Raw genomic sequence first — 18090 nt, forward strand, 5'->3', positions numbered from 1 at the left:
ATGAAAGACTTAAAAAAGTGGTTGTCGGCAATGCGCTTACGTACATTGCCTTTATCCATATCAGGTATTATTGTAGCAGCTTGTTTAGCAAAATATAATGGTGTATTTGATTATATAATTTTTGTATTTGCTATTCTAACGACCTTGAGTTATCAAATTTTATCAAACTTGGCTAACGATTATGGTGATGGTGTAAAAGGTACAGATAACGATCAAAGAATTGGACCTGCTAGAGCGTTACAGTCTGGAGCCATTACTAAAGAAGAAATGTTTAATGCTATTAAAATAAATGTTTTAATTAGTATTGCCTTAACGGTTTCGTTAATATTTTTTTCGTTTAAATCAGAACATCTTTTGCTAGCTTTTACGTTTTTTATATTAGCATCATTGTCTATTTATGCTGCAATAAAATATACTGTAGGTAATAATGCTTATGGTTATAAAGGTAAAGGAGATGTCTTTGTGTTTGTGTTTTTTGGTTTAGTTAGTGTTTTAGGTTGCTATGTTTTGTTTGCCAAACAAATTGATTATATCGCTATTTTACCTGCAATAGCCATAGGTTTGTTAAGTACAGCTGTATTAAACCTTAATAACATGAGAGATATTGTGTCTGATGTTACTGCTAACAAAATTACATTAGCAGTTAAATTAGGTGCTGTTAAGGCCAAAAAATATCACTATTTTTTAGTAATTACCGCTATAGTTTTATCTGTATTATTTGGTGTATTATATTACAAGTCACCGTTTAATCTTATCTATTTTATAGCCTATATACCTTTACTATTGCATCTTAAAACAGTGAAGTCGGTTAATAATCCTAAGGATTTTGATCCAGAACTTAAAAAATTGGCTTTAACCACAGTGTTACTAAGCTTGCTTTTAGGTATTGGTCAGTTATTATAATTATCTAACTTGACTTTTCATAACTATACGATGAAGCAATTTTGGAAAAAATCGCTTTAGATATACACCTATAATTTCTTTTTTACCAATGTAAGCTTCAAATTTTTCTTTTTGTATGGCTTTTATCATACGGTTACAAAAGGTAGTAATGGATAATCCGTTTTCAGTAGCAATATCTTGACTGTTCTGTAAAGATCCATCACCAATTAAAGCATTTTTAGCAATATTTGTGTTTACAAAACCTGGACAGATTATAGTCACTTTTACATTATCTTTTTGATGTTCCATTCGCATAGCATCAAAAAACCCATGCACAGCATGTTTTGCACCACAATATCCAGAACGATATGGCGAACTAAATTTACCCATCAAGCTTGTTACCACAACATAGTGGCCACTTTGATTTTTTATAAAGTGTGGTAATAACGCTTTACTTAAAGCAACGGTTCCAAGATAATCTACGTCCATTAATTTTTTGTCCACTGCAATATCTGTGTCTAAAATTAGTGATCGTTGACTAATTCCGCCATTATTTATTAATAGGTCAATAGATCCAAAAAGGCTTATAGCTTTATTTACAATAGGCTTCATGTTGTCATAATTAGCCAAATCAAAGGGTAAGGTAGCAATGTTTTCAGGTTTAGGACACAACTGCTTAATTTTGTTCAAATCGGTTTCTTTTCTTGAAGAAATTATTATTTGACAATCTAATTTGGATAAGGCTAAAACTAACCCTTTTCCAATTCCGCTAGAAGCACCTGTAATCCAAATAACTTTATTTTTAAAGGTCATGTAATCGTAGTTTTTTAGGTGAAATTACGAAAATATTTAAGTATTTTTGAAATCCTTATGAAAGCATCGTATTACAAACATATTTTAGAATTTAAAAGACCTAGCGGAACCTCTAGAGGTATATTAAAAACTAAGGAAACTTGGTTTATTATAATCGAAAAAGATGGTAAACGTGGTATTGGAGAATGTGGTATTTTAAGAGGTTTAAGTGCAGATGATAGACCTGATTATGAGGCACAACTTAAGTCCACTTGTTTAGATATTGAAAAAGGTTTTGATTATTTGTATGCTAAAAATAGTCAGTTTCCTAGTATCCAAATTGGATTAGAAATGGCCTTTAAGAGTCTAGAGAGCACTAATCCTTTTGTTTTATATCCTTCAGATTTTACAAACGGAAATGCTTCGATTGATATAAATGGTTTGATTTGGATGGGTGATCAAGCCTTCATGAAACAACAAATTGAAGATAAAATTGCTTCAGGATTTAATTGTATTAAATTAAAAATTGGAGCTATAGATTTTAAAACGGAATTGGATATTTTAAAGGGAATCAGGCAAAATTTCAGCGAAAGCGATATAGAACTTCGTGTTGATGCCAATGGTGCTTTTAGTACTACTGAAGCTTTAGAGAAACTTAAGCGTTTATCGGACTTTAAATTACACTCCATTGAACAACCCATTAAGGCTGGTCAACTTGAGGATATGGCTAAATTGTGTGAAGTTACACCTTTAGCTATTGCTTTAGATGAGGAGCTTATTGGTGTGTTTGAGGATGTAGATAAAAAAAGCTTATTGCAGGTTATAAATCCACAATATATTATTTTAAAACCTAGTTTTATAGGAGGTTTTAAAGGTAGTAATACTTGGATAAACCTTGCTGAAAAACAAAACATTGGTTGGTGGATTACTAGTGCTTTAGAGAGTAATGTTGGATTAAATGCAATTGCACAATACACGTATACAAAAAACAGTAATTTACCTCAAGGTTTAGGTACAGGAAGTCTTTTTACCAATAATATTACTTCGCCTTTAGAAGTTAAAAATGGAACATTACAATATAATATAAACACTAATTGGAATTTTAATTTTTAAACTATGGATTTTATAAAACAAGCCTTTAATGTTAAGCACGAGTTTTGGCGTTATTTAGTAGGATCTTTAATTATTGCAATATTTGCAATTGTTGGACAATTTCCATTTGCTATTGCTGCTATGTTTAAATATGTTGCTAATGGTGGCTCTATTAACGATATGGATGAGCAAGCGTTAATGAGTGTTTTAGAGCCTAATTTAAATTTGTTTTTATTGCTATTATCCTTTGCTTTTGGATTTATAGGTTTAATTATAGCAGTTAAATATTTGCATGGTCAAACAATACAATCGGTTACAACTGCTAGAAAAAAAATAGATTGGAAACGTGTACTATTTGCTTTTTTGTTTTGGGGAATTATCACTTCTGGGATGATATTAGTTGATTATTTTATTAGTCCAGAGAGTTATGTATGGAATTTTGAGTTAAATCGTTTTTTAATTTTAGTCTTGGTGGCTGTGCTTTTAATACCAATTCAAACCAGTTTAGAAGAGTATATTTTTAGAGGATATTTAATGCAAGGTTTTGGAATGCTAGCAAAAAACAGATGGTTTCCGTTACTAATGACTTCGGTTATTTTTGGAGGAATGCATGTTTTTAATCCAGAAGTTGGTAAGCTAGGTTATGGTGTGATGGTGTATTATATAGGTACAGGATTATTTTTAGGTATATTAACTTTAATGGATGATGGTATGGAGCTTGCATTAGGGTTTCATGCTGCTAATAATTTATTTGGTGCTTTATTAGTGTCTGCAGATTGGACAGTATTACAAACACATTCTGTTTTAAAAGATGTGTCAGAACCAGGACAAGGCTTTGGTGATATTTTTATTCCTGTGTTTGTTGTGTTTCCTATTTTACTAATAATTTTTGCAAAGGTGTATAAATGGACCAATTGGAAAGAAAAACTATTTGGAACCATAGAAGCACCTGTTACTGAGAATTATAAAGTTTTAAACTAAACTATGACACCAAACTTTGATAAGATACACAATAGATTTAGGCTTAATGGGAAACATTATACTTTTGACGATTTAAAAGAGGTTGCCTATAGTTTTATTAAAGAGGGTTTACCATTTGAGAAAGAAATTGGTGATTTTTTATCCCACTGGTTAGATAACAGTAACTACATTTTAGCTAAAACATCAGGCTCTACAGGTAAGCCAAAAACCATAAAATTGCATAAGCAAGCTATGGTTAATTCCGCTATTGCAACAGGTGATTTTTTTAATATTCAACCTGGTAATTCTGCTTTATTGTGTTTACCTGCTACCTATATTGCAGGTAAAATGATGTTGGTTCGCGCTATGGTTTTAGGTTTAGAAATAGATAGCGTGCAACCCACTACAAGTCCTATTTTTGATCCTGAAAAGCATTATGATTTTGTGGCTATGATTCCTGCTCAAGCAGAAAAAACATTACACAGACTCAGCAATATTAAAACTCTAATTATTGGAGGAGCGCCTTTGTCAAACCCATTACGGCTAAAGTTAGAAACTTTAAAAACCAATATTTTTGAGACTTATGGTATGACTGAAACTATTACGCATATTGCACTTAAGCAATTAAAAAGTGATGGACCACAATACTTTAATATTTTACCAAATATTACAATTTCACAAAATAACAAAGCGTGTTTAGTTATAGACGCACCACTTTTAACCAATAAAAAAATCATAACTAATGATGTGGTTAAATTACACTCTAAAACTACTTTTGAGTGGTTAGGACGTTCAGATCATGTTATTAATTCTGGAGGTGTCAAATTGTTTCCGGAACAGATTGAAGCTAAACTGGAATCAAAAATTAAAACGCGTTATTTTATAGCTTCAGAAGATGATAAAACTTTTGGTAGTGTTGCAATATTAGTGATTGAAGCAGAAAATACGTCTTTAGATACTCATGTGTTTTCTAGTTTAACACCAATTGAAACACCTAAAAGTGTTTATGCTATTCCAGCTTTCGCTGAAACTAGTTCAGGAAAAGTCAATAGACATAAAACCCTTAAATTACTTAAAAAGTAGTGTTACCTAATTCAAAATAGGGCTTCCCTAAATACTGGTTTTATAATCCTTAGTTTGGTTATAGGTTTGTTTTAAACTTTAAAACGACCTTATCATGAAAACAGGATTAAATTTAATAATTGCACTATTTATGGTAGTACAATTACATGCACAACAAAAAACGGTATCTGGTGTTATTACAGATCAAGACGGTATTCCATTACCATCTGCGACAGTATTACAAATGGGAACTGCCAATGGGACAACATCTGATTTTGATGGTAACTATAGTATTTCTGTTAATGTTAAGGATGTTTTGGAGTTTAGTTATTTAGGTTACAAGTCAAAACAAGTTGTGGTAACAGATGCTAATACCATTAATGTTGTTCTGCAAGAAAACGGTAGTTTAGATGAAGTATCAATTACTATGTTAGGGATTTCACGATCACAAGACGAAGTAAAAAAATCTGTGACGACCATTCAATCAGAGGAAATTATAAAAACTTCAAACCCAAACGTAGTCAATGGTTTAGCAGGTAAAGTATCTGGTCTAAAAATCAAAACTAATAATAATGGTGTTAATCAAACCACAAGAATTGTATTAAGGGGTAATAGATCTGTATCAGGTACAAACGAGGCACTTATTGTTATTGATGGTAAAATATCTTCGGCTGAAAAATTAGTCAATTTAGCACCAAAAAAAATAGCGTCTACTCATGTTGTTAGAGGTGCAGAAGGATCAGCGTTATATGGATCACAAGGTGCCAATGGTGTAATTATAATCACGACAGTAGATGGTAATAAAGACAATGCCAAAATTTCAAAACTTGTACAGACAAATAAAGAATTGCAACATAAATTTTTAAACGAAAGTTATACTAAAATACACGAAAATAAATTTAAAATAGCAGCCGCAACACCTTTGTCAACCTTTTCTATAGATGTAGATAAGGCTGGTTATAGCAATGTAAGACGTATGATTAACAATGGACAATTAATTCCTGCAAATGCGGTTAAGATTGAAGAAATGGTTAATTATTTTGATTATAATTATCCACAACCAACAGATGAACATCCATTTTCTATCAATACAGAAGTTGTAAAAACCCCTTGGCATCAAGATACCAAGTTAGTTAGAATTGGATTACAAGGTAAAATTTATGATAATGAAAACTTACCAGCTGCCAATCTTACTTTTTTAATTGATGTTTCAGGATCAATGGGTAATCAAAACAAGTTACCACTTTTAAAAGAGGCTTTTAAATTATTAGTTAATCAATTAAGACCACAAGATAATGTTGCTATTGTAGTATATGCAGGAGCAGCTGGAGTAGTATTAAAGCCAACATCAGGGAAACATAAAACAAAAATTATTGAAGCTTTAGATCAGTTAAATGCAGGTGGATCTACAGCAGGTGGTCAAGGTATTGAGCTAGCCTATAAATTAGCTCAAGAAAATTTTAATAAAAAAGGAAATAATAGAGTGATATTAGCTACTGATGGCGATTTTAATGTTGGTGCCTCTAGTAATGATGCTATGGAGAAACTGATTGTTAAAAAAAGAGAATCAGGTGTCTTTTTATCGGTTTTAGGTTTTGGTTATGGAAATTATAAGGATGATAAGTTAGAGATTTTAGCAGATAAAGGAAACGGAAATCATGCGTATATCGATACCATGCAAGAAGCAAGACGTATTTTTGAAACCGAATTTGGTGGGACTTTATTTACTATAGCTAAAGATGTAAAAATACAAGTAGAATTTAATCCTAATCATGTACAAGCTTATCGTTTAATTGGATATGAAAACAGGTTGTTAGCAGATGAAGATTTTGTTAATGATGCAATTGATGCAGGAGAACTTGGAGCAGGACATATTGTTACCGCATTATATGAAGTGCTTCCGGTTGGCATTGAAAGTGAGTATGCAAAAGACACTATAGATTTAAAATACACAAAAAATAAAGCTGAAACTAACCAATATAATGATGAGTTGTTTACCGTTAAATTTAGATATAAGAAACCTGATGAAGATAAAAGTATTGAAATGATACACGTACAAAAAAATGAAATAACAGAAGCTACTGAAGATATGAATTTTGCTAGTGCTGTTGCGTTATTTGGAATGCAGTTAAGAGAGTCTCAGTTTTACAATAATACTAATACCCAAGATGTAATTGCGTTAGCAAATAAAGGTAGAGGTGAAGATAAGTCTGGATACAGAGCAGAATTTGTTAGATTAATAAGCACTTTTAAGTAATCTTGTTTTTGGTTATTTCTGGATTATTTATAATAAAAAAGGAACACTATTTAGTGTTCCTTTTTTTTATGATTACGGTTTTAAAACTTATTCAAACTCATGATAAAAGCTCAGTAATATTTGCTTGTTTTTTAATAACTCTTTTGCTTTTTTATGATTGTCTTCAAATGTTTCTAAGTTGGTACCTTTACATATTCCGTAGGAATAATGGTATTTTATAATCTCAGTATCAAAATCTGATAATTGATAATCATTATCATGGCTTCCAGAAAAAAAATGCTTGTTGTCTATGTTTCGGTTAAACTCAAAATGCCCTAATGATTTTATAAAATATTTTTTTAATTCTCTTAAGCGTAAATTAGGTGTAAAAAAGTCTTCTTTTATAAGTCTAAGAGATAATCTATAAATTTGATTTTTATTGTTCCAATGCATATAATAGTCGGATTTCTTATAATTACTGATTCTTGATTCGTACTCAAAACCATCATTGTAATAAACCACATAATTAGAGTCTTCGACATGTTTAACTTCTTTTATGGATAAAGAATCAACGTGTTGTAAAGTCTTTTCGGCGAAAGCCATAAATTCTTTTTTAACTTTTTTATCTACAGCATTGGAAAAGAAAATAGCAATGTCGTCTTTCCAATATTTCATGGTAGTTTTTTTGCTAACAGAATCCTTGTAATGATTAAAAGCTATAGTTTTATACACGTCTAAAAATGTAGAGTCTTTATACTGGTAAGGTATGCTAGTGCCAGGTTTTCGGACATAATCCTTTACAATAACCATGGTGTCATTATTTACATAAACAAAGTTTAAAGTGTCTTTTGCAGTTAATGGCATTTTATATTTAGCCTTAAACTGTTTTAAAGACATCCTGTATTGCACGTTTTTTGGTTGGTGTGGTGTTTGTGCTTGTACTAATTGCACTAAAGTTAGTGATATGATGGCTATAAGTAGTGATTTAGTCATTGGCTAATTGTTTGTAATAGTTTTCTAATGCTGAAAAAACAGTGTAGTCTACTTTAAATTTATATAAGTTTTTGTAATGGTATTTAAGCAACACAATATCCATCGCACCAAGAGTTGAAAAATTGGAGTTGGAAGACGATAATATAGAGGTGTTGTCATAAACACGATAGCCTTTAGACTGTATTAATGAGATAAAAAACACTTTTTTGAGGTCATCCAAAAATTGTGGATCGTTAATATAGGATGGACTAATTTGTAATACACCAGAGTACATTTTATAATTATAATCACCATTCCAATCGTATATTATCTTAGAAAAAGGGTAGGTGTCAATTAGGTCTTTTGGTGCTTCTGCTTTTTGCTTGTTGGTTAAAGCTGATACTTCTTGATTTGCAATTTTGATGTAATAATTAGCTTTGTTTATATCTTTGCTAATAGTTATGTTTAGATTATCTATTTCGGGAATTGATAAAATAAACTGACTTATATTTTTTGTAATTTCCTGCGGAATGTTGTGATCAAAGTAAACCACAATAGGTTCTTTCCATTGATAAATTATTGCACTACTATCTTGCTTAAAAATTAAGCTTTTATAATGTCTTAAAAAGTAATTATTTTTAAATAAATCAAAATCCTTAACAAAACTTAAAGCAGTCGTATCCTTACTTTTTATGGTTTTGTCTCTAGTAACGTTAGCGTGTAATGGATATTTGACGTGAAGTGTATCTACATTTTTTTTAATGGTATAATCCGTTTTTAACAAGGGTTTTAAATCTGTAGATTGAGAAAAACTGGTAGCAAAAGCAAGTAGCGTAACTAGAAAAACTATTTTTTTATAAATCAAAGTGGCTGTTTTTGATTTTAAAGTTAGTATTTAAAAACGTGTTTTAAAAATTAAATTTTCATTTATATCATACGCTTTCCAAGTGCCAACTTGTTTGTCTTTTCTATATTTACCCGAAATTTTTAAATTTCCATTTTGATAATATGCTTCGTAGCTACCATGTTTTAATCCATCCTTTAACTCTACAGAAAATTTAGTGTTTCCGTTGGAATATTTTTTGGTAAACACTCGAGCAGTTAAATCTGAAGGATATAATTCTGGGATGTTAAAAACGGTATCTTTATTAATGTTCTCTTCTGTAAGACTAGTAGGAGTTGTAATAACTGTTTTTGGTTTAGCGTCATCAAAAGTATAGCTAGACTTAACTTTATCAGGCGTTTGATACTCTAGTATTAATTGACTTTTAAAGTCGTTTTTACTTGGTGTTAATTGTATGCCTATTTGCGGAAAACATATAAAGTAATCTTTATTAGTTTTTAGCTGTTTTTTAGTTGCAATATCTACAAAGTCATAAGCTGTATTATATAAATTAGGTGTGTTAATGTAAGCAAACACACTAGACTTATTATCAAACCTATTGTCAAAGTCATTAAAGGGTTTAAAATAGTTTAAGGTCTCTTTGTTTGTGTAAGCATTAATAATACTTTTTAAGGTGTTAGGCTCATTACTAAATATTACATAATCCTCAATAATTGTAAAATAAGGTTTTTCAATATTTGAAAATAAATCGCCTAAAAGGATTTTGAAAAAACCTTTGATAGACATAAAATTTATGGCGTACCCTTTGTAATTAACTTCTTTAAATTTTACTGGTGTACGTTTTCTAATTTGTTCTAATATAAAATCTAAGTTGTCTTTAGCATCGTCAATCGCTTTTGTTTTTAATATTAATGCGACATCTTTTTTTGAGTCAGATACATTAGAGTGAAGTTGGATTAAAGCAATCTCGTCATCAATCCAACTCATAAAATGGGTTTTGAGATTTATTTTTAAAAAGCTTTCTATTTGAGAAGTACCTTCAACATAACTTTTAAATTGTTCAGGATTTTCTTTTTGAATAGTTTCAAAATTAGAATAAAAGTCTTCAAAACTTTTAAAACCGAAGCTTAAGTAAATAGCAGTGTTTTTTGGGACTATATTTTTAATGGTACGCTTACCTTGTCCTGATTTTTGAAGGGCTTTTAAATACGTTGAAGCTTGATTATTAGTATTAGTAATACCATTAGCTATAATAGCGTTTTTTTCTAAATCAAAACTAAAACCACTAAATTCTAGACTTTTACTAAGGGTTTTAGTTAAATCTCCAGGTGTGTCTGAAAAAACATTAACAAATTCATCTAAATAATCATACTGAAAGTATAAACGAAACATATCGTTGTAACCAACATGTTTTTTGACTTCAATAAAATTAAGATTTCTACCAATCTCAGGATTACTATATTGATCAATTGAGGCTTCCACCAAAGTATGCGTGTAGGACGCAATCATTTGGTTTTTAATAAAACTAATGTAAAGAGTTTCGTGATTTTTTAGGTCATAAATTTCTGTAATTTCATGTTCTTTATAATGACGTTTACTTACTTTATAATTGCTGTTTATAATAGTATTTAAGTTGTTTTTAACAACATTTAGCTTTGCTATTTTTTGTAAATCTACAACATATAAAAAACCATATTGTTTTGGCGCGTAAACGTGCGCAGAGATTAATATTTCTCTGTTTCCAATACGATTAAAAACCCCTTGCTTTTGCTTAAATATAGTATCTAACTTATTTAAGTTTTTTGCAAGGGTATTAAAATAGGTGTTAGTGTTTAGATGTTTCCAAATATCGCTTTTGCTTATATCATTCCAATTATTTATTGGCTTTTGACTTTCAATAATATAAACTGCATCCTTAGGTACTAAATAAATAGACTGTATGTTGTCATTATTATCAAAATAAAATACATAGACTTGGTAAAGTCCAAAGCTGATTATAAAAGTGATAATTAGTAAAAATAAACTCCGTTTTTTCATTTACCTATACTTGTAAAACACCCATGTTAAAAGGTTTTTCGATAGGAGCGTGGTTTGCAGCATCAATTCCCATACTAATCCATGTTCTTGTATCTAATGGATCAATTACGCCATCTGTCCAAATACGTGCTGCAGCATAATAAGGGGATACCTGATTATCGTATCTAGCTTTAATTTTATTAAATAATTCGGCTTCTTTCTCTTTAGTAATTGTTTCGCCTTTCTTTTTAAGCGATGCAGTTTCTATTTGTAACAATACTTTTGCAGCACTATTACCACTCATAACTGCCAGTTCTGCACTTGGCCAAGCAGCAATTAATCTAGGGTCATAAGCTTTTCCGCACATAGCGTAATTACCTGCTCCATAACTATTACCTAAAATTATAGTAAATTTTGGCACAACACTATTACTAACAGCGTTTACCATTTTGGCACCATCTTTTATAATACCAGAGTGCTCACTTTTACTTCCAACCATAAAACCTGTGACATCTTGTAAAAAGACTAATGGGATTTTTTTCTGGTTGCAATTAGCAATAAAACGTGTTGCTTTATCTGCACTATCATTATATATTACACCTCCAAATTGCATTTCTCCTTTAGCATTTTTTACCAAAGTACGTTGGTTTGCAACAATGCCTACTGCCCAACCATCAATTCTAGCATAAGCTGTAATTATAGTTTTACCGTAGTCCTGTTTATATTCATCAAATTCTGAGTTATCAACTAATCGTTTGATAATCTCTTTCATATCATATTGATCTGCTCTAGATTTTGGTAAAATCCCGTAAATATCTTGTGGATTTTCTTTTGGTTTTTGTGGTTCATTTCGGTTAAAACCAGCCTTGTCGTAATCTCCAATTTTATCTACAATACGTTTAATTTTCTCTAAAGCATCTTTATCATCTTTAGCTTTATAATCTGTAACACCACTTATTTCGCAATGTGTATCAGCTCCACCAAGGGTTTCGTTATCTATTGTTTCACCAATTGCAGCTTTAACCAGGTAACTTCCAGCTAGAAAAATACTTCCAGTTTTATCTACAATTATAGCTTCGTCACTCATTATAGGTAAATAGGCACCACCAGCCACACAGCTTCCCATAATAGCAGCAATTTGGGTAATGCCCATACTACTCATAATTGCATTGTTTCTAAAAATACGACCAAAATGTTCTTTATCTGGAAAAATTTCGTCTTGCATTGGTAGGTAAACTCCAGCAGAATCTACCAAGTATATGATAGGTAATTTGTTTTCAATTGCTAATTCTTGAGCACGTAAATTCTTTTTTCCTGTAATAGGAAACCATGCGCCAGCCTTAACAGTAGCATCATTGGCAACAACAATACATTGTTTACCTTTTATGTAACCCATTTTTACTACAACACCACCTGATGGACAACCACCATGTTCTGCGTACATATCTTCTCCTGCAAAAGCACCAATTTCGATACTTTTTTTGTTGCTATCTAAAAGATAATTAACACGCTCTCTAGCGGTCATTTTTCCTTGAGCATGAAGTTTTTCTATACGTTTTTCTCCACCACCTAGCTTAACTTTAGCTAATTTGGTTTTAAGTTCAGAAAGTAATAATTTGTTATGATCTTCGTTTTTATTGAAGTTAATATCCATTGTAGTTGTTTTGTTTGTTGTAAAAATACAAAAGAAAATAGTCTAATGAAACTACTATTTTTTAATTGTAAGCTATAAACAATAAATCTACTTTTAGAGCACTAGTATACTTATATTTAATTTGTTTCATTTTTAATATTAAACAAGGAATTAGTTTCCGTGTAACATATATTATATTTTTTGTATATTTGTAAAAAATATAAACTACAATGAAAAAAATATTAGCATTTGGAGCAAGTAATAGTAAGACTTCAATCAACAAACAATTAGCAACATACGCGTCTTCATTATTAAAAAATACAGAAGTAGAAGTTTTAGATTTAAACGATTTTGATGTTCCAACTTATAGCGTGGATTTAGAGGGTAAATCTGGAATTCCGGACAATGCGCAACAGTTTTTAAATAAAATTACCGCTTCAGATGGTTTAATTATTTCTTTAGCAGAACATAATGGAGCTTATACAGCGATTTTTAAAAGTTTATTTGATTGGACCTCTAGGATTGATGTAAAATTATTTCAGCAAAAACCAATGTTATTAATGAGTACCTCTCCAGGAGCTAGAGGAGGACAATCAGTCTTTGAAATTGCAGAAAACAGATTTCCTATTCATGATGCAAACATTGTTGCTAAATTTAGCTTACCATCATTTAATGATAATTTTAAAGAAGAAAAAATTGTTGATGCAGACCTTAATACATCATTAGTACAAGCTGTTAATACTTTAGCAGAACGTCTTTAATACTTAAATAATAAATTAAAAGTCATGGGTGATTTTGCCAAAGACATTAATTCTAAATTTGAAAATAACAGAATAAAAGCCATGCTTAATATTCTGTACACAGCAAATTATATTACCAGCTATCAAAACGATTTTTTTAAAACCTACGGTTTGTCTCCGCAACAATATAATATTTTAAGAATATTAAGAGGAGCTAAAGAACCTATAAAAGTGCAAACTATAAAGGAGCGCATGGTAGAACGTGCACCAAACTTAACACGTTTGACTGATAAACTTTGCGATAAAAAACTAATTAATCGTATTGCTTTTCCAGAGGATAGACGCGTAGTTTTAATTGAAATCACAAAAAGTGGACTGGCTTTATTGGATAAAATTAAGCCCAATAATCCATCGCATAATTTGATAGACAAACTGACGGAAGAAGAAGCAGGAAGGCTTAGTGATTTGTTAGATAAAATGAGATAAATAATTTATAATTATGAAAACAATACTACATAAAGCATCAGATCGTGGTTTTGCAAATCATGGTTGGTTGCAAGCTAATCACAGTTTTAGTTTTGCACAGTTTTATAATCCCGAAAAAATTCAATTTGGAGCCTTACGTGTTTTAAACGATGACGTTATCGCACCAAGTATGGGCTTTAGTACGCATCCACATGACAATATGGAAATTATTACTATTCCATTAAAAGGGACGCTTAAACACAAGGATTCTATGGGAAATAAATGGGAAACCATTCAATCTGGAGAAGTACAAATTATGAGTGCTGGTAGTGGTTTAATGCACTCAGAAATGAATGCTAAAACAGACGAGTATTTAAGCTTGTTTCAAATATGGATTATACCAAATAAAACAAATGTTACTCCACGTTATGATCAACGTTTTTTTAATGCGGAAGAGCGACAAGGTAAGTTACAGACCATTGTATCATCTATTGATAATCAGGATGAAGGTTTAAAAATCCACCAAGATGCTAAGCTGTCCAGAATAGATTTAGCCCAAGGTCAAAATTACACTTATAATACTATAAGTAAATCACACGGAACCTATATAATGACTATCTCTGGAGACGTAACTATCCACAATAATATGTTATCTACAAGAGATGCTTTAGGAGTATCAGATACAGATAGTTTTACAATTAATACTAATAGCAATGCCCAATTACTTTTTATAGAAGTTCCTATGTCTTAGTATATGTATAATTTTATCAAAAAAGCATCCTAAATAGGATGCTTTTTTTGTATAAATAAACGATATTTGTAATTCACATTTTACTAAAAATAGATTATGGCAATGAATAAAAATACTGTGTTAGCTTGGGCTACCACAATAATGATAATAGTAGGATTAGCATTAATCGCATTAGGCGCCTTTAGATACGACGATGTAGCAGGTTGGGGTTTTGCAGCTGTTGGTGTCGGTTTTTTTGCTGTGGCTTGGGTGTTTAACGCACTTAAAGGAAGAGTATAATCAAATTAATAATTAAAACATTACAATAAATGTCTGACGATAAAAAAGTAATTTTCTCAATGTCTGGTTTGACCAAGACCTTTCAAAGTGCTCAAACACCAGTACTTAAAAATATATACTTAAGCTTCTTTTATGGAGCAAAAATTGGAATTTTGGGTCTAAACGGTTCTGGTAAATCTACATTACTTAAAATCATAGCAGGTGTAGATAAAAATTATCAAGGAGATGTTGTCTTTTCACCTGGTTATTCTGTAGGGTATTTAGAGCAAGAACCTCAATTAGATGATGATAAAACAGTTATGGAAGTGGTACGTGAAGGTGCTGCAGAAACCGTAGCTATATTAGAAGAATACAACAAAATTAACGATCAATTTGGTTTAGAAGAAGTATATAGCGATCCAGATAAAATGGAAAAGCTTATGAATCGTCAAGCAGAGCTTCAAGATCAAATTGATGCGTCTAATGCTTGGGAATTAGACACAAAGTTAGAAATTGCTATGGATGCGTTACGTACGCCAGATGGTGATAAAAAAATTGGTGTTCTTTCTGGAGGAGAAAGACGTCGTGTAGCATTGTGTCGTTTATTACTGCAAGAACCAGACGTTTTATTATTAGATGAGCCTACTAACCACTTGGATGCAGAATCAGTACATTGGTTAGAGCACCATTTAGCACAATATAAAGGAACTGTAATTGCTGTAACGCACGATAGATACTTTTTAGATAACGTAGCAGGATGGATTTTAGAATTAGATAGAGGTGAAGGTATCCCATGGAAAGGAAACTACTCTTCTTGGTTAGATCAAAAATCTAAGCGTATGGCTCAAGAAAGCAAAACAGCATCTAAGCGACAAAAAACTTTAGAGCGTGAGCTAGAATGGGTTAAACAAGGTGCTAAAGGTCGTCAAACAAAACAAAAAGCACGTTTAAAAAATTATGACAAGTTAATGAGTCAAGATCAAAAACAACTTGACGAAAAGCTTGAAATTTACATACCAAATGGTCCACGTTTAGGTACTAACGTGATTGATGCAATTGGTGTAAGTAAAGCGTATGACGATAAATTATTATACGAAGATTTAAAGTTTAATTTACCACAAGCAGGAATTGTTGGTGTAATTGGTCCAAACGGAGCAGGTAAAACTACAATTTTTAGAATGATAATGGGTGAAGAAACGCCTGATAAAGGTGAGTTTAAAGTAGGAGAAACTGCAAAAATTGCCTACGTAGATCAAAAGCACTCTAATATTGATCCAGAAAAAACTATTTGGCAAAACTTTAGTGATGAGCAAGAGTTAATCTTGATGGGAGGAAAGGAGGTAAACTCTAGAGCTTATTTAAGTCGCTTTAACTTCTCAGGAGGAGAGCAAAATAAAAAGGTAAAACTATTGTCTGGTGGAGAACGTAACCGTTTACACTTAGCAATGACGCTTAAAGAAGAAGGTAACGTTTTACTTTTAGATGAGCCTACCAATGATTTAGATGTTAACACATTACGTGCATTGGAAGAAGGTTTAGAAAACTTTGCTGGTTGTGCAGTAGTGATTTCTCACGACAGATGGTTTTTAGATCGTATTTGTACGCATATTTTAGCTTTTGAAGGTGATTCTCAAGTCTACTTTTTTGAAGGAGGATTTAGTGAGTATGAAGAGAATAAGAAAAAACGTTTAGGTGGAGACTTGATGCCAAAACGTATTAAATATAAAAAGTTAGTAAGATAAACTTACTATTTATAAGCATAAAAAAAGCAGACTAATCAGTCTGCTTTTTTTTATGTCTTCTTTTTATTGATATAAATGACCGTTTGTAAAATCTGTATAGTTATTACTATCTTTTTGCGATTTTAATAACGTTTCTATTTTTTTATTCTCCAGATCAAGCGCAATTTCTTTTTTATCTAATTTTATTTGTTTTTTTATTATTAAAATAAGAATAAAAACAAATCCTAAACAAAGCATCCAAAAAGTAAGTATCATCCACAAATCCATGTTTATATTTTTTTAATTTACTATTAAGTGGGTATTCACTTTAATAAATATGTTTATTATTGGTTTTGTAATTGAATAAATCTATACTTTCAATTTCGCTATTTTTAATGTTAAATTGGCGTAATGCTTTATTCCATTTTCTTTTTTAACATAAAAGATCTATAAATAGGCAAGAAAAATACTAACGTATATATTAGAATACAAAATATTATTTGAACAGCTAGAATCATGATTATTTAGTTTTAAGTCTTTTAATTTCTTTCTTAAGTTGGTATACTTTATAAATATTCAAGGTACACAAAACAATCATTATTAATAAGGCTATGGACAATATTGTGGTTAATTTCTGTAGCCAAATAGTATCAATTTCTAATATAATTACATTTAAAATTAAGTCTTTTAAAATCATATTTTATTAATTTGGGGATATAACAAATATAATAATTATTTCTCTTCAGGATACCATTCTAATTGGATAACCTCAATATCAGGATTACCTTCATTAACCAACGCTTTAAATTTTGAAACATCACTCAAACCATCTTTTCCTCTGTAGTGAAATGGATATACTTGTTTAGGTTTAAAATCTAAAACAGCACTTGCAGCACTATCTACAGTCATAGTGTAAGGTAAATTCATACATACAAATGCTTTATCAATATTTTGTAAATCTCTCATTTCAGTTATATCTTCAGTATCTCCAGAGATGTAAACACGTTCTCTACCAAACGTCAAAATATAACCATTACCACGTCCTTTAGGATGTCTAGAGGTATCGTCTTGCGGTAAATTATACATTGCAATAGCTTCTAACGGTATGTCTTTTACCACAGCAGTTTGTCCATTAGCTATAACACGCATCATAGGCTTAAAATCTGCTTCAAATGTATCAGCTACTGCTTGAGGCACAACTAGCAAGGCATTATTTAGATTTAACTCTTTTAAAGTATCAATACTTAAATGGTCACCATGTATATCTGTAATTAAAATAATCGTTGGATCTTTTTGTCCTTCAAACGCTTTTTTTCCTCCTGTAGGATCTACGTATATGGTTTCGTTGCCATAATTTAATACCATCGTTGCGTGACTAATAGGTGTAATTTCTAAAGTTTTACTAACAGTTTCTGTAGTGTCAACGTCAGTTTTTATAATTTCTGTTTTAGGTTCATCTTTGCAACCTGTTATTAGTAAGGCTATTGCCATTATTGGTAGTGCTAATGTTTTCATTTTAAAAAATTTTATTCTAAAGATACTTACTTTTTTATTGGTCAAAATTATTTGTAACATTTTTATAACAATTAATACTTATAATATGAGCAACAAATATTTCCACAACTAATATTTTTTAACGAAATTGCTTACACAAAATTTGTCCAAC

The 18090-nt window shown here is 30.8% G+C and carries 17 protein-coding genes; 10 read left to right on the forward strand and 7 right to left on the reverse strand.

Annotation, left to right across the window (positions count from 1 at the left end; all coding sequences use genetic code 11):
* A complete protein-coding gene (gene menA / locus M890_RS0102375) occupies positions 1-903 on the forward strand; it encodes a 1,4-dihydroxy-2-naphthoate octaprenyltransferase (protein ID WP_028281985.1) in 903 nt (300 codons plus the stop codon).
* On the opposite strand, the gene M890_RS0102380 is transcribed toward menA, so the two are convergent.
* Positions 904-1695, reverse strand: coding sequence for an SDR family oxidoreductase (locus tag M890_RS0102380; RefSeq protein WP_028281986.1), 792 nt, complete (start codon positions 1693-1695; stop codon positions 904-906).
* Between the two features lie 57 nt (positions 1696-1752).
* Between M890_RS0102380 and M890_RS0102385 the strand changes: the two genes are divergently transcribed.
* The 4 genes from M890_RS0102385 (at position 1753) to M890_RS0102400 (ending at position 7045) form a co-directional block, all read left to right on the forward strand.
* Positions 1753-2787, forward strand: coding sequence for an o-succinylbenzoate synthase (locus M890_RS0102385; protein WP_028281987.1), 1035 nt, complete (start codon positions 1753-1755; stop codon positions 2785-2787).
* Between the two features lie 3 nt (positions 2788-2790).
* A complete protein-coding gene (locus M890_RS0102390; protein WP_028281988.1) occupies positions 2791-3747 on the forward strand; it encodes a CPBP family intramembrane glutamic endopeptidase in 957 nt (318 codons plus the stop codon).
* Between the two features lie 3 nt (positions 3748-3750).
* Complete coding sequence (locus tag M890_RS0102395) at positions 3751-4809, forward strand: AMP-binding protein (protein WP_028281989.1); 1059 nt, start codon at positions 3751-3753, stop codon at positions 4807-4809.
* A gap of 94 nt (positions 4810-4903) precedes the next feature.
* A complete protein-coding gene (locus M890_RS0102400) occupies positions 4904-7045 on the forward strand; it encodes a VWA domain-containing protein (protein WP_028281990.1) in 2142 nt (713 codons plus the stop codon).
* Between the two features lie 87 nt (positions 7046-7132).
* Here the strand turns inward: M890_RS0102400 and M890_RS0102405 are convergent, their stop codons facing one another.
* Genes M890_RS0102405 through M890_RS0102420 form a run of 4 tightly spaced genes read right to left on the reverse strand, consistent with a single transcriptional unit; the run spans position 7133 to position 12510 of the window.
* Positions 7133-8017: a hypothetical protein gene (locus tag M890_RS0102405; RefSeq protein WP_028281991.1), complete on the reverse strand. Its 885-nt coding sequence runs from the start codon at positions 8015-8017 to the stop codon at positions 7133-7135.
* Positions 8010-8861: a hypothetical protein gene (locus M890_RS0102410; RefSeq protein WP_028281992.1), complete on the reverse strand. Its 852-nt coding sequence runs from the start codon at positions 8859-8861 to the stop codon at positions 8010-8012. The genes M890_RS0102405 and M890_RS0102410 overlap by 8 nt, the downstream gene beginning before the upstream one ends.
* 30 nt (positions 8862-8891) lie before the next feature.
* Positions 8892-10877 carry a DUF3352 domain-containing protein gene (locus M890_RS0102415; protein WP_028281993.1) on the reverse strand — a complete coding sequence of 662 codons (1986 nt, stop codon included), beginning with the start codon at positions 10875-10877 and terminating at the stop codon, positions 8892-8894.
* A 4-nt stretch (positions 10878-10881) separates the two neighbouring features.
* Entirely contained in the window at positions 10882-12510 is a 1629-nt protein-coding gene (locus M890_RS0102420) for an acyl-CoA carboxylase subunit beta (RefSeq protein WP_028281994.1), read from the reverse strand.
* 209 nt (positions 12511-12719) lie between these two features.
* On the opposite strand from M890_RS0102420, the gene M890_RS0102425 reads away from it, so the two are divergent.
* The 5 genes from M890_RS0102425 (at position 12720) to ettA (ending at position 16445) form a co-directional block, all read left to right on the forward strand.
* Complete coding sequence (locus M890_RS0102425; protein WP_028281995.1) at positions 12720-13250, forward strand: NADPH-dependent FMN reductase; 531 nt, start codon at positions 12720-12722, stop codon at positions 13248-13250.
* Positions 13251-13274: 24 nt separating this feature from the next.
* Complete coding sequence (locus tag M890_RS0102430) at positions 13275-13715, forward strand: MarR family winged helix-turn-helix transcriptional regulator (RefSeq protein WP_028281996.1); 441 nt, start codon at positions 13275-13277, stop codon at positions 13713-13715.
* A 13-nt stretch (positions 13716-13728) separates the two neighbouring features.
* Positions 13729-14445, forward strand: a complete 717-nt coding sequence (locus M890_RS0102435; RefSeq protein ID WP_028281997.1) for a pirin family protein — start codon at positions 13729-13731, stop codon at positions 14443-14445.
* A gap of 96 nt (positions 14446-14541) precedes the next feature.
* Positions 14542-14724 (forward strand): CAL67264 family membrane protein, encoded by a 183-nt coding sequence (locus tag M890_RS0102440; RefSeq protein WP_028281998.1) that lies wholly within the window; start codon positions 14542-14544, stop codon positions 14722-14724.
* Between the two features lie 29 nt (positions 14725-14753).
* Positions 14754-16445, forward strand: a complete 1692-nt coding sequence (ettA, locus tag M890_RS0102445; protein WP_028281999.1) for an energy-dependent translational throttle protein EttA — start codon at positions 14754-14756, stop codon at positions 16443-16445.
* A 63-nt stretch (positions 16446-16508) separates the two neighbouring features.
* Here the strand turns inward: ettA and M890_RS0102450 are convergent, their stop codons facing one another.
* On the reverse strand, positions 16509-16712 hold the full coding sequence (locus M890_RS0102450; RefSeq protein ID WP_198018189.1) for a hypothetical protein: 204 nt from the start codon (positions 16710-16712) through the stop codon (positions 16509-16511).
* 444 nt (positions 16713-17156) lie between these two features.
* Positions 17157-17939, reverse strand: a complete 783-nt coding sequence (locus M890_RS0102460) for an MBL fold metallo-hydrolase (protein ID WP_028282001.1) — start codon at positions 17937-17939, stop codon at positions 17157-17159.
* Positions 17940-18090 lie beyond the last annotated feature (151 nt).

It is taken from the genome of Olleya marilimosa CAM030, assembly GCF_000518485.1.
In the GTDB taxonomy this organism is placed as follows: Bacteria; Bacteroidota; Bacteroidia; order Flavobacteriales; family Flavobacteriaceae; genus Olleya; species Olleya marilimosa.

Bases quoted from the DNA above. Each gene is read 5' to 3' on its own strand.
- M890_RS0102380 (WP_028281986.1), bottom strand. From the start codon at position 1,695: ATGACCTTTAAAAATAAAGTTATTTGGATTACAGGTGCTTCTAGCGGA.
- menA (WP_028281985.1), top strand. From the start codon at position 1: ATGAAAGACTTAAAAAAGTGGTTGTCGGCAATGCGCTTACGTACATTG.
- M890_RS0102390 (WP_028281988.1), top strand. From the start codon at position 2,791: ATGGATTTTATAAAACAAGCCTTTAATGTTAAGCACGAGTTTTGGCGT.
- M890_RS0102435 (WP_028281997.1), top strand. From the start codon at position 13,729: ATGAAAACAATACTACATAAAGCATCAGATCGTGGTTTTGCAAATCAT.
- M890_RS0102385 (WP_028281987.1), top strand. From the start codon at position 1,753: ATGAAAGCATCGTATTACAAACATATTTTAGAATTTAAAAGACCTAGC.
- M890_RS0102440 (WP_028281998.1), top strand. From the start codon at position 14,542: ATGGCAATGAATAAAAATACTGTGTTAGCTTGGGCTACCACAATAATG.
- M890_RS0102430 (WP_028281996.1), top strand. From the start codon at position 13,275: ATGGGTGATTTTGCCAAAGACATTAATTCTAAATTTGAAAATAACAGA.
- M890_RS0102395 (WP_028281989.1), top strand. From the start codon at position 3,751: ATGACACCAAACTTTGATAAGATACACAATAGATTTAGGCTTAATGGG.
- M890_RS0102420 (WP_028281994.1), bottom strand. From the start codon at position 12,510: ATGGATATTAACTTCAATAAAAACGAAGATCATAACAAATTATTACTT.
- M890_RS0102415 (WP_028281993.1), bottom strand. From the start codon at position 10,877: ATGAAAAAACGGAGTTTATTTTTACTAATTATCACTTTTATAATCAGC.
- M890_RS0102425 (WP_028281995.1), top strand. From the start codon at position 12,720: ATGAAAAAAATATTAGCATTTGGAGCAAGTAATAGTAAGACTTCAATC.
- M890_RS0102400 (WP_028281990.1), top strand. From the start codon at position 4,904: ATGAAAACAGGATTAAATTTAATAATTGCACTATTTATGGTAGTACAA.
- M890_RS0102405 (WP_028281991.1), bottom strand. From the start codon at position 8,017: ATGACTAAATCACTACTTATAGCCATCATATCACTAACTTTAGTGCAA.
- M890_RS0102450 (WP_198018189.1), bottom strand. From the start codon at position 16,712: ATGGATTTGTGGATGATACTTACTTTTTGGATGCTTTGTTTAGGATTT.
- M890_RS0102460 (WP_028282001.1), bottom strand. From the start codon at position 17,939: ATGAAAACATTAGCACTACCAATAATGGCAATAGCCTTACTAATAACA.
- ettA (WP_028281999.1), top strand. From the start codon at position 14,754: ATGTCTGACGATAAAAAAGTAATTTTCTCAATGTCTGGTTTGACCAAG.